This is a genomic window from Flavobacterium sp. GL_143, from assembly GCF_057834355.1.
In genome coordinates this window covers 5,296,160-5,312,811 of sequence record NZ_CM174401.1, presented here as the reverse complement: position 1 = coordinate 5,312,811, position 16,652 = coordinate 5,296,160, and the positions used below count along the sequence as shown (strand labels likewise).

The window sequence follows — 16,652 nt, the reverse complement described above, 5'->3', positions numbered from 1 at the left end:
TAAGATATGATAATGTAAACGCTGTATCGGACTAATAAGGAAGAAATAGAACTAAATAGAAAACCCGACAGATTTTAAAGTCTGTCGGGTTTTTTGTTTATTTTGAGATAATAACTACAACTTTATTAAAATCTGCGGCTGCATTTATAACTGCTTTGTATTGCTCGAAGCTCGATAAAGGGTAGTTTACGATATTGTAGAACTCACTATTCTCGATTATAACTTCGTTATTGTTCTTAGTGTATTTACTTGTAAAACCAGCTTCGGTTTTGCCGTTTATCTGTGTCTTGAAATCCATATTAAATTTCTCCAGATTTTTTATGGTCGCTCCTTTTGGGAGTATAAGCTTAATTTTTCTTGTGTAGGAATGTGGGTAATCAATTTCTATAGGTAACATTCTTTTATTTTCCTGGTAAAGCTCCATTTGTTTACCAATAGTTTTTCCAGCGGATACTAAGTAATTTGCCCCCGCTTTTTGAATTATTTCTTTTCCATCGAACGTAAGATTAATTATAAAAGGTTTTTTTCCTATAAAATCGGTTCCATCATTTTCGGTAGTTAATGTTTTGAATTCTGTTTGCGAAGTATAATTTTCGGCTATGCTTTTTAGCATGGTTTGGTATTGTTCATCAGAAACAAAATCTTTTATAGGCTGAAAATTTAGTCCTGAATAACCTCCGTAAGTAAATTTACTTGTTATTAATGGGTTTTCTATATCTTTTGTAAAATCTATAGTAATGTCCATGAAATCATGTGTGATTGTAGCATCAGGAATTTCGATAAAGTTAATCTCACTAATTCCCATTTTTACGCCTGCAAATACTTTTTCTTTTATAAATAAACCATTGTTATTTGCTAAGTAAGCAGGAAATAACGGAATACGGAATTCCATTTCTGTTGGGGTAAGATATTTTTTTATTGAAGGGAAATAGAATAAAAATTCGCTTAAGTTTTCATAACTCTCAAAATTTTTATCAAAAGGGATTTCGTATCTGTTTGAAGTAAATACGACGTTGTTCTCGATATTAAAATTCTTTAAAACGGTAACATATAATTTTAAAATATCGATACTACAGGCTTGCTTACTTTTGATTACCTCTGTTAATGTTTCTTTCTGGCTTACATATTTATCGTAAGCTATGCTTTTTTTAATTGTGTTTTCAATATTCCAGATTTGTTCTTGTAGGTCATTTGACTTAGGTATTTTAGAACAAAATTCTGTTATTGCTTTTTGTTGTTTTTTGTCTAATTCGGGATTGATGCGTTCATATAAACTTGTAGCATATTCTTTAAAATTATTTATATTTTTTGAGCCGCTATAATTATTAGCATCTAGTTTGTAACGTAGTAATCTTAATTGAACATCCCAATTTGAGTATGCTTCGTCATTTTTTAAAGCAATGATGTTTTTATCGTTTATGCTCAATACCGTTTTGTTTTCAAACTTTTTATCGTCTAAAACAGGTTCACTTAATCCATTATATGATTTAGTTTTAAAAACGAGGTGTACTGGATAAATTAGTTCAAAGTTTAGCTCGGCAATAGGGTATTGCGATTGCATTTTAATTGTTTTACCATCTAATTCTGGCGTTTCTTGCAGGATGTATAATTTCTCGATTACTGCTCCTTTTTCAAGTCCGTTTACAGCAAAATAATGATATTTTAATCCTTTTTCGGCATCAACTTCTTCTTTAATATCTCCTTTGTCTAAGGTTATTACTTTTCCATTTTTTAAAATTACTCTGGCTTTATTAAGTAATAGGGTTTCATCTTCATTAAAAGGGATATAGATTTTATTATTTCTTTCTATTGATTCATCAGAATTGATGTAAATTTTTTCATGAAATAATCGGTATTGTTGAGCTGCTTTTCCTACTACAATAATTTCTATTTTGGTGGTACGATTTAAAATTACTTCTTTTTCGTCTTTGTATTGTTTAGGAATTTCTATCGTGGTTTCTTTCTCTTTCCAATCATAGTCTTTGAAACTGTAATCTTGTGCAAAAAAAACGGAGGTGTTTATAATTGCAATAAAGGTTAAGATTGTTCTTAATAGTTCTTTTTTCATTATTTCTCAGATAAGATTAGGTTCTCGTTGTAGTTGGTTTTTAGTTTTTTTATTGTTTCATTCCAAGCAGCAAAATCTGAATTGATAAGCAATAATTTCTTCTGGCTTAACTCGATATTTAGATATAAAAGATTGTTTTTTAATGTGTAAGTAAAATTTGCTTTTATATAATCGTTGTCTAATTCAAAGTTTTTTGGAAGATATTTTATCTTATAATTTTTAGGAATTTCAAGAATATATTGTGTGTTGAATTTCGTTAGATATTCAAATTCATATGGAAAAGTTCGGTTTTGGTCTATAACTGCTTTATCCAGATATTTATCCAGAAATAAATTGATATAGACTTCATTATCTACTTTTACGATGTAATTATCTAAATCGAATTTGTAGTTTATTATATAGGCTTTATCTCTGTCATTTACATTTTCCTCGGTGTATTCCTCCAGATTAAACTTGTTGTTGCCCTTTATAACAAGACTTTTTATTCTTTCGAATCGGGCTTTATTTGTTGCATCTCCAATTTGCATTAATGTATGGCTTCTGTCGTACCCTGTACGTGATACTTTTCCTGATCCTATTAATTTATTTTTTGCAATAGTGATGTTTACGGTTTCTTTTATTTCATTTTTTTCGGCAGGTACTATTGGGACTTTAATAATTTTATAGGTACCATTTTCGCCAAACATAGCTTCTTTTCCTTGTATGAATGCTGTAGGGATTCCGTATCGGGTTTGTTTGTCGGTACCGTCTAAAAAGATGTATTCATCATTATTTTTAAAAAGAGCAATCATATGGTTGTCAACAGCAGGCGTAGGTAAATCATCGTATGAATAGGGGATACTTCGTGTCCCAATCCAGGCTAGGGTTACATTGCTTACGTTGGCATATTTTGCCATACAGGAAATTATGCTTGCCATGTCCTTACAGTCTCCAAATTTTCTCTGAAAAACCAAAGTTGCTTCACGAGGAATAAACCCTTCATAGCCGTTTTCAAAAGCGATGTATTTAATGTTCTCTTTTACCCAATAAAAGATGCTTTTTATTTTATCGCTATCTGTTTTTTTATCTTTTGTAATTTCGAGAGATAGCGCTTTTAAGTCGGCATTATCGTCTTTATTTAAATCTTTAACAAAGCCTTTATAATAACCAAATAATTGATTTGTAGTACCTAATACTTCTGTTGGTTTATTGTCTATTTGATACTCTTTTATATAAAACGCAATATGAGGAACCAGATATAAATATCCTGGAGAATTGTCTTCGTATTTTACGGGTTTTATATCGGTTAATGTCCATTTATAAATCCATTTTCCTTTTTTCTCTGTTTTAGAAAATACGATTGTATTTTTAGGGTCATTAAAAATCTTAAAATCTATCGAGATATTTTTATCCGTTTTTACTTCTAAGCTTGAATATTGAATTGGTAAATTATTTCCAAAGATGAATCTTTGTAATAAATACGGATCTATAAATTCAGTTTGATAATCATATACTTTTTTTGCGCCCGTTTCAAGATTTGGAAATGTAAGCTGACGTTCCATAACATCATTATAAAACACAGAACTTTGTTGCGATTGCTTTTCGTTTGTCTGTGTTACTTTTATTTTTTTCTCTTTTCCGTTATCATTAACAATGGTGTATGCATCGTAACTTTTTAGTTTTATTAAATCCGAATATGAAAATGATTCTTTGGTGTTTTGAATACCATTTTGGTTAAGAATCATTGATTCATAATGATTATCCTGTATGATTTTTAGTTTTTTATCTTTAATAGATATATCATAAGACTGAACCTCATTTAAAATGAGTTCATTATAATCTGGATACAAAATTTTATAGTCCTTAAGTGATTTCTGAGCAGAACTCGTTAATACAAAAGACGCAAAAAAAGCAATATATAAGAGGTGTTTATTTAGCAATATTGACCAATTCATTTGAATCGTATTTTTTTGTTAATACTAGCTTTCCTTCTTTATAAATTAATGTGTTCCCGTGTAACTCACCATTTTTATAAGCAGACTTAAGCCAAGGTTTTCCATCTTCTTTAAAATATTCCTGAATGCCTTCGAAGTCATTTTTTACAAAATGCTCTTTCTTATATATTTTACCATTTGCGTAATATTCAATACGATCTCCGTCTAGAATACTGTTTTTGTACATAGATTCATATTCAGGTTTACTCTCTATATTGTAAATGACTAATTTACCGTCTAGATTTCCTTTTAAGAGATTCAGTTGTATTGCAACTTTTCCGTTAGGGTAATAAGAACTAACTTCAGCTGTTTCGTTCTCTATAATTACTTTATCATTTAGTTCGCCTGTTTTGCTTTTGCGGGTATAATACATAGGCTGATTATTTGTATAGCCAATAGCTAATATAGGTTCCCCTTTTTGATTGTAATAAATGTATTCCCCTTCCGTTAATCCGTCGAGTTCATTATATTCTGATAATTTAGTTTTATTGTGGTAATAACGAATGGTTTTTCCGTTTTCATCCCCAAAAGTGTATTCGGTTGTAAGCCTTAAATTACCCACTAAATCGTATTGTTTACTCATACCATTTATATCTCCAGAATAATAATTACTATCGGTATAAATACTACCAGATGGGCTATACGATTTGTATGAATTATGTAATTTGCCATTAAGATATTCGGCTGTAGTAATAGGAGTATTTAGTTTGTCTTTTAATGTGTAAGCACCGTTAAATGCTCCATTTTTTAGATTGTAATCCTGAATAACAGTGCCATTATTGAGTGATAAAACAAATTTTCCTGTTTTATTCTTATAATCAATTTCATTCTCTTTAATTCCTTTTTGGTTATAGTATTCCTTACTAATCAAATAACCATCAACATAATTATCGATGATAGAGATTACTCCATTTTGAGAATAGCTATATTTTTTGAAATTCAAATCTCCATTTACAAAATAGCCCTCAATACTTGTAGTTCCATCAGAATAAAAAGATTTAAAAGGTCCGTTTTGAGTGTTGTTTTGATAATAGAAAGTTCTGTTTAATTTGTTATCCTCATATACTTCAAAAGTTCCATTTATTGTATCATTTGCATAATTTCGGATGTTGTCTATATTTCCATTCTGATTATAAGCAGTATATAAACCATGCAGTTTACCTCGGGAATAAAACTCTTTAGATTTAGGGTTGCCAGATCTATAGTTATAATTCCATTCGCCATTTTTATTACCTTTCTCATAATTACCATAAACTACTACTTTTCCTTCGTAAGTTTTAATTTCAAAAGGTTTTTGTGACAGACTTATTTCTTTAGGTTTTGCATTTTTATCAGAATATTGTAATCCATATTTTAATTCTCCAGATTTGTATTTTTCATCATAATATTTATTACCATTGATGTCAAAATAACTGTATGTTTCTAATTGCCCTTTTTGGTCGTATGTTAATTCAGTTGATTTTTTACCATTCGGGAAGTAATCATTTAATTTTACTATTTTACCTGCTGAAAAAGTACTTTCTCTTTCTAGAGTTTTATTACTGTAATAGGATTTGTATGTATCCTGTACAATACCATTTTTATAGGTAACTTCATTTTTTACTGTTTTGCCATCATGGTATTGAACCGATTTTCCGTCGACTACATCATTAACATAATTTGCACTCTCTACTATGTCACCAGCTACATTGTACTCTAAGTAATTTCCGTTTAATTTTCCGTTTTCATACCCTGTTTCAGATTTTTTACCACCATTTTGATACAAACAAATTAACTTTCCGTTACGTTTTCCACCAGTGAAAGTTATCTCGCAATTTTTCCCTCCATTAGGATAATAAGAAGTGCATATACCATCTAAAAGACCATCTTTATAATTTTCGACTAAGTCTATAGATCCGTTTTTATAATATGTTGTTCTGGTACCGTCTAACTTTCCATTTATAAAATATTTTTCTTCGCTTAGGTTTCCTTTATCATCATAATATTTTTGATGTCCATCTAATAAATTATTCTTAAAGTTGATTTCTCCTTTAAGATTTCCATCACTATTTAAGTATTTATATTTACCTTCTGATTTTCCATTTATTTGCGGACCAATAAGATAAGGCCTGCCGTTTTCTAATGTTATAACTACATCTTCTTGTTTACCAAAAATATCTAAGTTTCTCTTAGCATATTTTGACCAAAAGCTTTTTTTAATGTAATTTTCATTAAAAGAGGTGATTTTCTTTAAGTTCTTGGTTAATGTTTTTCCTAATTTTTCTTCCATTGATACTAACATATAGTATGTATATCCTTCAAATTGGTTTTCTTCCATCATGGTTTTTACCCATGGAATATAAATAGTTTCAAAAAAACCATCACCCATTTTGTGCTCTAATGTATATTCGGCAACTGCCTGAACTTGACGTGTTATAACATCATCGATATTAGACTTTACTTTGTAAGCACTTTTTAAAGGCAATTGGTTTCTAAGTATAGTTTCTATTTCTTCAAAATTATCTCCTGTTTTAGAAAAAACAACTTTGCTTTCGTCAAGATAATTTTGACCATATTTAGCATTTAATTTTAAAATAGCAGCTTCTGCATATGGGCCAGTCGGAGCAATTATAAGGTAGCTCATTAAAGCAAGTGTGCCTTCGGTTATTTTTCCGTTCTCTAATGCAATCGATCCCAAGAAAAAGTGAGATGAAGGGTGATTAGGGTTATTTGTAATTATGCGTTCAAGTATATCAACACTTTTTTGTGTTTCTCCTTTTCGAACATACAGAATTGCAAGATTATATAGGAATGAAGAAGAGTTAGGTAAGTACTTTTCTCCTTCTTTAAAAATTTTCTCTGATTTGTCATACTCTTTTTCATCACTCAAATAATTAGCATAAACCGCGTAAAGTTCAGGGAACTCGGGCATTACATTTTTAGTGTATAAGCTTTCGATAAAGGATTTGAATTCTTCCTTTTTATCAGATTGTCGAAGGCTAATTGCTTTTTCATATTGAGCATTAAAGAATTTAGGATCAGTTTTACTGATTTTTTCATACTCCTTAATTGCTTCGTCATACTTTTTTGCATCGTGAAGAGAGATTCCTTTTTTAAGTATGGAATCATTATTATAAACGAATGCGTAATTTGTTTGAGAATAAGTTTTAGCAAATGAAACTAAAATAATTGCGAGTAAAATTTTTTTCATTGATTAGGTTTAATTTTGTCAAATATAAAAATTTTATTAACGTTTGTAAGAAATTAAGTGTTTTAATTTGAGTTTTTTTACTTGTATTAATTTGTTGTTTTTGAAGCTAAACAAAACTGATTTTTAGCTTTTATCGCAATAATTAGTAACTAAAAAAACAAACCCGATAAGTTATAAAACTTGTCGGGTTTGTTTGTTCCTTTTTATAAAATTATATTGCCACAATTCATAGAACCTTTGTTTCTTTGAACCTTTAGACGCACTGCTGTGCATCTCTACAGGAAAACCTTCGAAACTCTGAATCTACTCAATATCCTTAATAAACTCATCATACTCTAGATAAAACATTTCCAGTGCATTCATTTTCTCGTAATAGAAATCAAAAATAGCATCCCAATAATTGCGATTGCTAAAACCAACTCCAAGTTTTTCAACCCAAATTCGGCTAATAGTTTTTCCGCTTTCCAGTGTGTATTCTTTTTCGAAAATTAGATCTTTAATAAATTCTTCTTCCAGAATATTTTTTAAGGCTTCTAGTTTTTCATAGTAAGCATTTCGTTTTTCATCACTGCGATGTTCGATATCTATTAAGACTTGTGCTTTTTTATTATCGACATAAAATTTAAATGAAAAATCTTTTATTTTGGTATCATAAAGCACCCATTTTCGAGGATATTTTTCTGCGAAAGAAACCCAGAATTCTCGTTTTAATTTTTGTGATTCTTCTTTACTATACATTTTTATTGGCTTAAGATCTAGAAAATTTGTGAGACACCATTTTCTAAAGTATATTTATATATTATTTGAGACTACAAAAATAGACTTTGATTATGGATTTTCAAGACTTTTTACATTTTGTTCCCAATTTTGCCCATGCAAAACTTCCAGCTATTGATGCTCACTTAAAAATGGCACCTTTGGAAAGAGTAGAGTCCTTGATAAATCAGGATATGAATACTAAGAACCCAAGAATTGCTGCAGTTATGATGTTGTTTTATCCCAAAAACGGAAAAACACATTTGGTATTAATTGTTCGTAATGCCTATAATGGAGTTCACTCGTCGCAAATAGCTTTTCCTGGTGGGAAATATGAACTCGAAGATGAAAATTATGAACAAACAGCTTTAAGAGAAACTCATGAAGAAGTAGGAGTTTCACCTGAAAAAATTAAGGTATTAAAGGCTTTTACACCTATGTATATTCCGCCTAGTAATTTTATGGTACATCCTTTTCTTGGAGTTTGTAATGAGGAAATTCATTTTTATCCAGATTCTAGAGAGGTTGCTGATATTATTGAGTTGCCACTTTCAGTTTTTTTAGATGATGAAATAGTTATTGATACCATTTTATCAACTTCGTATGCGGCTAATATTTCGGTTCCGGCTTTTAAGATAGAAAAGCATATTGTTTGGGGAGCTACTGCTATGATATTAAGTGAATTGAAAGATTTTTTAAAAGAGAATTTTGTAACCAAATAGTTTTAGCACGGTATTTAAAAGCTCACACCTTAGATAAAAGTAATAGAAAGTATTATTTTTTTTAAGATACAATTATTTAACATAAAGGGACGTTTATTTTAAATAATTGACAGTATTAATGCTGATATTAAATAAGTTGCAATTTGCATTCATAGACTAGTTTCTACTTGGGACGACAAAAATAAATTTCGTAAGTTTGTCCTTCTAATTTTTCAAAATAACACATAAATTTATGGGATTGTTTAAAAGAAATCCTTTTGGTCATATATTATTCATTAAAAAATGGTTAATTCGAGTTTTTGGAGCAGTTACGCACAGACGCTATCGTGGTTTTAATGAATTACAAATTGATGGCTCAGAAATTATAAGAAGCTTACCCGATACAAATGTTCTTTTTATATCCAATCATCAGACATATTTTGCCGATGTTGTGGCTATGTTTCATGTTTTTAACGCAAGTTTAAGTGGGAGAGAGGATAATATAAAAAATGTAGGCTATCTATGGCAACCTAAAATGAATATTTATTACGTTGCTGCCAAAGAAACAATGAGAGCAGGGTTGCTGCCAAGAATTTTATCTTATGTAGGAGCAATAACAGTAGAGCGTACTTGGCGTGCTAAAGGCGTAGATGTTACCGAAAAAAGAGAAGTAAACCCAAATGATACTGAAAATATTAAAATGGCACTTAATGATGGTTGGGTAATTACGTTTCCGCAAGGAACAACCAAGTCATTTAAGCCAGTTCGTAAAGGTACAGCACATATTATTAAAGAACACCGACCAATAGTAGTTCCGATTGTGATAGATGGTTTCCGTCGTTCTTTTGACAAAAAAGGATTACGATTGAAAAAGAAAGGAATTCTGCAATCATTTATTATCAAAGAGCCACTTGTTATTGACTATGATAATGAAACTATAGAAGAAATTGTTGAAAAAGTAGAGTTTGCTATCGAACAACATCCTTCATTTTTAAAAGTTATTCCATCTGAAGAGCTAAAAGTTCAGGAAGAACTAAATCAAATGCGTAGATGGGATTATTAGTTTTCCAGATAAATGATTTTCATAAAAAAGGGAGATGTAAAATATTTTACATCTCCCTTTTTAGTTTTTATTGTATCCCTATTAATCTCTAAGCTTTATCTCTCTGAACCTTTGCCTCTTTGAACCTTTCTTTACCTATAAATCAATCTTTTTAAGTTCTTTATAATTAGAGTACAATCTTCGTAGTAACGTACCATATATAAGTCTGTAAAAACACCAGAAGAGCCCTAGGAATCCAAGAGTCACTAATAGTAAAATCCCTATTACCATTAACATTACCGTTGCATTGGTAGCAATCTTTTCTTTAAGATAATTCATTTCTGGGCTTGAAAAAGCAATAAAGAAACTTATAACAGAACTTAAAACAGCCATTGCCAAGTTGTACCAAACGTAGTATTGAACCGTTTTTCGGGTTTTTAAAATACTACTCATTAGTAATTTTGTAGATTTTGTTGTAGAAATTGTTGTGTAGTTTTTATAGAAAAAATACACAAAAATTAATACTACTACATAATTAAAGTAAGTTATTACTTCAAGATATAGTATGTATTCAGGATGATTGATTTGTTTTAAAAAATCATCAATGCTAAATACAAAATTTGATATTGTCCAAAATAATATTTCTAGAAGACTTATAACTAAAATCCATTTCACAATCGAAGACGATTTTTTATGAATCATGTTATAAATTTCAACTTCAGATACTTGATGAAAAGTGTCTGCCGTTTTGTTCCAATCTTTTTTTAGTAAATCCAGTTCTTTCATAATTTTTTTAAGGATTTAATATTTTTTTAAGTTTCCCTTTAATTCTATTCATTTTCACTCGTGCATTCACTTCACTAATACCCAACGTTTCGGCAATTTCCTGATAATCTTTATCTTCAAGATACATAAAAACCAATGCCTTTTCGATATCGTTTAGTTGGTAAACGGCTTTGTACATTAACTTAATTTGTTCTTCTTCCTCACAGTTGTAATCAACTTCTTTTATAAAATGTTGGTGATTTTCAAACTCTACAGTTGCTATCGAGCGTTTCGTTTTTCGATATAAAGTAATAGCGGTATTTAACGCGACACGATAGGTCCAGGTAGAGAATTTGCTGTCGCCCCTAAATTTTGGATATGCTTTCCATAGCTGAATCGTAATTTCCTGAAACAAATCTTTGTGAGCATCTTGGTTGGCAGTATATAATCTACAAATCTTGTGGATTATATTCTGGTTTGCCTGCAATTGCACAACAAATGAATGTTCTAAATTATCGCTCATAAATATATTAGTGTTAGGAACACTGATTTTGTTACAAAGTACATCTTTTTATTTTATATTTTTTTGATATTAATACTTCATAATAGAATTATTGCTGCACAGTTTATATCATGAGAAGAATATTTCCATAATAAGATTATTACTAGCTTATAAATTCAAGGTTCTTATTTTTATTTTAACAAAAGAAAAAGAATGTAAGGCAAAATTAACAATTTATGTCTTCGTATATCTTTATAAATTGTAAGAATAGTTATAATTTCGCGTTTCAGAAACTTAGTAATTCAATAATCTAAAATGAACACTCAGTCTGTATCAAATATAAAAGCATCATTATATTGGTGTAAATTAAAAACTTTGAAAAATATTTAGCGAAACAACTAATAGTTTCTTTTTGACTGTCAAGTACATTTGATTATCTGAATATAAACATAAAATATGCTGTATTAGTAAGCAACGTAATTTGAATCTTAATTTTATAATAAATGCTAACTAGAATATCTAATACTCATCCTGAGCTGGGTGATATTATTGCTAATTACAAAGAATTTTGGTCAGAAATAAATTTGCCATCTAAGCGAACCGTTTTAAAAGAAGGAGATGTTTCTAATACGCTATACTTTGTAGTAAAAGGAAGTATGCGACTTTCTAATAACAATAACGGTAATGAAATAACGATACAGTTTTTCTTTGAAAATGATTTTGTTGCTTCCTTTGAGAGTTTTTTAAAAGATACTCCCAGTTTTTTTAGCTTAGATACTATAGAAAATACGACAGTTTTGGTAATTAGAAAGGAACATTGGAAAATTATCATGGATGAAAACCCTTCGTTAAAAGAATTATTTTTTGATTTTACTTCGGATAGATTTATTAATTATATACATCATTTTTTATCTTATATAAAAGAGAAACCCGAAGAACGATATCAAAATTTGTTAAAAAACAAATCACATATATTGCAACGTGTCCCTTTGCAATATATCGCTTCCTATTTAGGAATTACTACGGTATCTTTAAGCCGGATTCGAGCGAGGAAAAGTAAAAAATAAGGTTTCCAATGTAATTGAGATATTTTAAGGGTGGGTTTTTTGTACATTTTTAATTAACAATTGTTAATTTTTAAAAAACAAATTTGACTGAAATTTGTTTAAAACTAACCCCCCAAAAAAAATGAACAAAAAAATTATTCTATTTAATTTCCAACCTATCCTTGTCGGGAAATTAATTGACCAAAGGAAACTTAATGAATACACTAAATTTCTTTACCATCATTTTCAAAACCAATCTGTTTTATCGCTTGCTGGAGAAGACGAGGTATCAACCAGCTTTGAGTTTGTCTCCGATCAAGTTGATAAGTATTCTATTTCTCCCGAAAACATTAGTCAAAGGCAGATTTTAATTTTTGAAGAAGTAGCCCAGTTTATTGAAAACGAAATGGATGATGTTTCGTATTTAGATTATCAATACCCTAATAGTCTTACGAACGAGTCTGGCGATTTGTGTATCCCTAAAATAGGGAACCGTATGCAATGGTTTAAAGAAAAAATGAGTTATGTTTTTGACGAATTTTATTCTAAAACAGTAACTGCTCCAGAAAATCTCGTGCATGTTACATGTTCTGGTTATGCCTCACCTAGTGTAGCTCAAGAAGCCGTTATAAAAAGAGAATGGGAAACAGCCCAAGTAACACATTCTTATCAAATGGGATGTTATGGAGCTTTTCCGGCGATTCGTACCGCAAGCAGTTTAATCAGCGCTAGTCCTGGTAACGGAAGGGTTGATGTTATTCATACAGAACTATTGTCTGCCCATCTTAATTTAACTGAATTTTCTATCTCTAATACTATGATTTGCTCTCTTTTTGCAGATGGATTTATTGGATATTCTTTACTCGAAGAAGAGGCTTTCATGAGTGATGATAGTATAGAGGAGAAAAAAGGATTGCGTGTTTTGGCTTCGCATGAAGTTATTATACCCGATTCTTTAGAAGATATGTCATGGGATTTAGGAGAGTTTAATTTTATAATGACACTCTCTAAGCGAGTTCCTGTTTTTATTCGTAAAAATATCAAATCATTTTTGTCAGTACTTTGTGAAAAAGCAGGTATAAATCTTGAAGAAGAAAAATACAATATGCATTTTGCAATTCATCCCGGTGGTCCTAAAATAATTGATTATGTAGTTGACGAAATAGGAGTTTTTAAAGAACAAGCCCGCTGGTCTTACGAAATATTACGTCGCCAAGGTAATATGTCATCAGCAACAGTACCTCATATTTTTAATGAAATTATAAATGATCCAACAATAAAACAAGGGACAAAAATTGTAGCAATGGCATTTGGGCCAGGACTTACAGCAACAGCTTTGTTAGTCGAAAAATTATAATTTAAATATCATATGGAAGAAGTATATGATGTAATAATAGCAGGATGTGGCCCCACAGGAGCCACATTTGCTAATTATTTTGGCAAGCAAAATTTAAAGGTTTTACTCTTTGATAGGGGAGCGGATATTATCGAATATCCTAGAGCTGTACACATTGATGAAGACGTAATTAGAATTTTTCAGGAATTAGGACTTTATGAAGGAATGAAAAAAGATGCGATAAAGCCTTTTGTAAATTATTCATTAGTTTCAAAAAAAGATAAGCTACTTTTTCAGTTTCAACCCAATTCAAGTATTTCCGAAGACATTCCTGATTGTAGTTGGATTTTGCAGCCTGAAATCGAGAAACATTTGCGAAACGGGTTTTTGCAGTATCCAAATGTCGAATTTTTAAAAGAAACAACTTGGAGTGATTTAGATAAAAAAGTAGATACAGTTTCTTTGGTATTAACCAATAATAGAAAGGAATCTATAAATGTAAAAGGTAAATTTCTTATTGCCTGCGACGGAGGTAGAAGTGCCATTCGAAAAAAGATGAATATAGCTGTTCATGATTTTGGATTTAAAAAAGAATGGTTTGTTGTTGATACAAATTATATAGGAAAAAAGATTTTCTCCGAAGATCATAAACAATATTGTGATCCAAACCAACCTATGACCTATGTAAATGGGGTTAAAGATCATTTTAGGTGGGAATTTATGATTTCTAAAAAACATGCTAAATTTTCAGATGAAATGCTGGCAGATACGATGATTCCAAGATTGGCATCTCATTTTCCTATTCATGATTTTGAAATTATTAGAAAGAAAAAATATGTATTCCATACTTTAGTAGCTAAGGAATGGCGTTCAGACACTGTTTTTCTTGCAGGAGATGCAGCACATCAAATGCCGCCTTTTTTAGGACAAGGTATGTGTTCTGGTATAAAAGATGCTAAAAATTTATCTTGGAAGATTGTTAGCGCTTGTACTAATTTTAATGTAGCAACAAATGAATTATTAGATTCTTATTATAAGGAAAGAGCACCACAGGTAGAAAAAATAATAAAAGTGGCTTCTGTTTTAGGTGGATTTATTCAGTATTCTAATCCTATTTTGGCATCTTTTAGGAATGGATTCTTACGATTGCTGAATGTTTTGCCCAGCAAACCTATTGATGCACTTATAGAAAAATATCTTTATGGTTTAGAGGTCAAAAATTTTTCAAAATTAAAGCATCCTTTGGTAGGCAAACGAATCCCTCAACCCCTTGTTATTTTAAAAAATCAAAGAAAAGTATATTTTGATGAATTATGTGGTTTTCATTGGGTTGTGCTATTTCGTTCAGATTGTAAAATAATCCCTTTTAACCCTTCAGGTTTTTTAAAATACATTTCGCTCGTAGAAGATTTTTCGGATTCCTCGATCGAGATTAAATCTGTTTTTTTTAATAAATGGATGATTAAAAATAAAGTAGATTTTGTTGTAATCAGACCTGATAAATTCATTTTCGATATCGGAAAAGTTAAGGATTATGATGAGATTATCAGAAACATTGATTCTTATATTAATAAAATTAGTTCAAATTAAATAAAAAGCTATGAATTATTTAATCATCTTTAATCACCCATTTAAAGGAAGTTATTGTAATGCTTTACTCGATGCGGTACAAGAAGGCCTTAAAACTGCACAACATTCTATGGATTTAATTCATCTGGATAATGAGCAATTTAATCCAGTAATGACAGCCGAAGATTTAAAATCGTTTAGAGATAAAAAACCTAGCGACAGGCAAGTTATAGCTTATCAGCAACGACTGGAAAAAGCGGATTATCTCATTTTTATATTCCCTATCTGGTGGGAATTGATGCCAGCTTTAATGAAAGGTTTTATCGATAAAGTAATTTTTCCTGGGCTGGCTTATGATTATGCAAATGACAAGAATACAAGAATGAAGCCTTTATTAAATAATATAAAAGGGGTTACAGTAATTACAACAATGAATACGCCAAGATATATTTATCGTTGGATTTTTGGCAATGCAATTCAAAAAGCATTTATGAGAGGCATATTTTGGAAATTAGGCTATAAAAATAGAAAATGGATCAGTTATAATAGAGTAAAAATGGTGAGCCAAAGCAAACGTGAAAATTGGTTGGATGAGTTAGAAAAAAAGTTCTCCAAGTTATAGTTCTTTTCCTTTATAGTAATTAACCATTAAATCAACAAACTTGCTGTAGCTTTCCATGCCGTCTTTTTGCTGATTTATTTTTAAGAAATTATCATAGAAAATATGGAAACCAGTTTCGATAAAAGTCTCATATTGTTTCCAGAAATCCTGACTTTCTTTATAGTTTTTTATAATTCCGGGATGAACGGTTTTTACTAACTGTTTAGATAATTTTTCATCTTTTGCTTGAATAATCCCTAAGCAATAACGCAACGCCAAGCTATAACCCGAATATTGAATATAGATATTGTCATTTTTTATCGATGCCAGAAAGCCTATAAAATTACATTCATTTTCGCTGGCATATCCCATCTGGTGCGCCATTTCGTGATTTGTAGTCATTGGAAAACTATACATGGGACCAAGACTATTTACTTGAGCCTCATTAGTAAATGGGTTTAAATAACCACCAAAACCCATATAAGTGAGCGGTAAACTAAATAATGATTTCTTGACGCTTAAATGCGAATAGGTAAAATAAGGATGTTCGGCAGCAAGATTATTATATCCGTTTAAGTTCATGTTAAAAACCTGTTCTTGCGAATAAGGAAACACAACTTTAAGGCTATCATTCTTGGTTATTTGTAATTGAATGGTGTTGGTTTTCGTAATTAGTTTTTTGGTAAAAGTCAATAAATCGGCATCAGTATAATCCTTTTGAATTCCCATTTTTTCAAATAAAGGCTCTCGGTAATAATTAAACGCCCATAGAAAATGAAATAAAAAATAAAATACCGACAGATAACTTAAAACAGTCAGGAGATTATCTTTCCATAATAATTTCCATGATTTTCGTTTTATCCAAAGCCATCTTAAAAACAATACAATCAAGATAAAATAAATACAATCTCCTATCGAAAAAGGAATTCCGCCAAGTGTAATTCTAGAAAAGGAAGCAATTTTTAAATACAATCCGTTACTATAATTTTTTTCGATGAACTCTGGAAAGAATGGAATAATCTTTAAGATGATGATTTGTAGGAGTAAAAAAAGAGGAAGGATATATTTTCGTTTCACAGTGTAAATTTTGGATACGTAAATAT

General features: G+C 30.2%; 13 protein-coding genes. 6 read left to right on the top strand and 7 right to left on the bottom strand.

The annotated features are described in order from the left end of the window. Positions 1 to 97: 97 nt before the first annotated feature. The 4 genes from AC3IPI_RS22445 to AC3IPI_RS22430 form a co-directional block, all read right to left on the bottom strand. Positions 98 to 2,068, bottom strand: a complete 1,971-nt coding sequence (locus AC3IPI_RS22445) for a DUF3857 domain-containing protein (RefSeq protein WP_489155870.1) — start codon at positions 2,066 to 2,068, stop codon at positions 98 to 100. Further along, positions 2,068 to 4,002, bottom strand: coding sequence for a DUF3857 domain-containing protein (locus tag AC3IPI_RS22440; RefSeq protein WP_489155868.1), 1,935 nt, complete (start codon positions 4,000 to 4,002; stop codon positions 2,068 to 2,070). Before AC3IPI_RS22440 ends, AC3IPI_RS22445 begins: the two co-directional genes overlap by 1 nt. Then, entirely contained in the window at positions 3,977 to 7,231 is a 3,255-nt protein-coding gene (locus AC3IPI_RS22435) for a tetratricopeptide repeat protein (protein ID WP_489155866.1), read from the bottom strand. The genes AC3IPI_RS22440 and AC3IPI_RS22435 overlap by 26 nt, the downstream gene beginning before the upstream one ends. A 303-nt stretch (positions 7,232 to 7,534) precedes the next feature. Continuing rightward, a complete protein-coding gene (locus AC3IPI_RS22430) occupies positions 7,535 to 7,969 on the bottom strand; it encodes a DUF4268 domain-containing protein (protein ID WP_039112587.1) in 435 nt (144 codons plus the stop codon). Positions 7,970 to 8,061: 92 nt separating this feature from the next. Here AC3IPI_RS22430 and AC3IPI_RS22425 point away from each other — a divergent pair, with 92 nt between their 5' ends. Both AC3IPI_RS22425 and AC3IPI_RS22420 read left to right on the top strand, forming a co-directional pair. Continuing rightward, entirely contained in the window at positions 8,062 to 8,709 is a 648-nt protein-coding gene (locus AC3IPI_RS22425) for an NUDIX hydrolase (RefSeq protein ID WP_489155864.1), read from the top strand. A 232-nt stretch (positions 8,710 to 8,941) separates the two neighbouring features. Further along, entirely contained in the window at positions 8,942 to 9,751 is an 810-nt protein-coding gene (locus AC3IPI_RS22420; RefSeq protein WP_039112589.1) for a lysophospholipid acyltransferase family protein, read from the top strand. Between the two features lie 135 nt (positions 9,752 to 9,886). Here AC3IPI_RS22420 and AC3IPI_RS22415 read toward each other — a convergent pair whose 3' ends face one another. Both AC3IPI_RS22415 and AC3IPI_RS22410 read right to left on the bottom strand, forming a co-directional pair. Next, the gene (locus tag AC3IPI_RS22415; RefSeq protein ID WP_039112590.1) at positions 9,887 to 10,516 is read right to left on the bottom strand and encodes a DUF8845 family protein; all 630 of its coding nucleotides are present in this window, start codon (positions 10,514 to 10,516) and stop codon (positions 9,887 to 9,889) included. Between the two features lie 7 nt (positions 10,517 to 10,523). After that, positions 10,524 to 11,018, bottom strand: a complete 495-nt coding sequence (locus AC3IPI_RS22410) for an RNA polymerase sigma factor (RefSeq protein WP_489155861.1) — start codon at positions 11,016 to 11,018, stop codon at positions 10,524 to 10,526. A gap of 482 nt (positions 11,019 to 11,500) precedes the next feature. Between AC3IPI_RS22410 and AC3IPI_RS22405 the strand changes: the two genes are divergently transcribed. The 4 genes from AC3IPI_RS22405 (at position 11,501) to AC3IPI_RS22390 (ending at position 15,570) form a co-directional block, all read left to right on the top strand. Next, positions 11,501 to 12,064 carry a Crp/Fnr family transcriptional regulator gene (locus tag AC3IPI_RS22405; protein ID WP_039112591.1) on the top strand — a complete coding sequence of 188 codons (564 nt, stop codon included), beginning with the start codon at positions 11,501 to 11,503 and terminating at the stop codon, positions 12,062 to 12,064. A gap of 121 nt (positions 12,065 to 12,185) precedes the next feature. Continuing rightward, positions 12,186 to 13,400: a 3-oxoacyl-[acyl-carrier-protein] synthase III C-terminal domain-containing protein gene (locus AC3IPI_RS22400; protein ID WP_489155859.1), complete on the top strand. Its 1,215-nt coding sequence runs from the start codon at positions 12,186 to 12,188 to the stop codon at positions 13,398 to 13,400. A gap of 12 nt (positions 13,401 to 13,412) precedes the next feature. Then, positions 13,413 to 14,969 carry an FAD-dependent monooxygenase gene (locus tag AC3IPI_RS22395; RefSeq protein WP_489155857.1) on the top strand — a complete coding sequence of 519 codons (1,557 nt, stop codon included), beginning with the start codon at positions 13,413 to 13,415 and terminating at the stop codon, positions 14,967 to 14,969. A gap of 10 nt (positions 14,970 to 14,979) precedes the next feature. Next, entirely contained in the window at positions 14,980 to 15,570 is a 591-nt protein-coding gene (locus tag AC3IPI_RS22390) for an NAD(P)H-dependent oxidoreductase (protein WP_489155855.1), read from the top strand. Here AC3IPI_RS22390 and AC3IPI_RS22385 read toward each other — a convergent pair. Next, positions 15,565 to 16,626, bottom strand: a complete 1,062-nt coding sequence (locus AC3IPI_RS22385; RefSeq protein WP_489155853.1) for a DUF3810 domain-containing protein — start codon at positions 16,624 to 16,626, stop codon at positions 15,565 to 15,567. The two genes, AC3IPI_RS22390 and AC3IPI_RS22385, sit on opposite strands and share 6 nt — an antisense overlap. Positions 16,627 to 16,652: the final 26 nt, after the last annotated feature.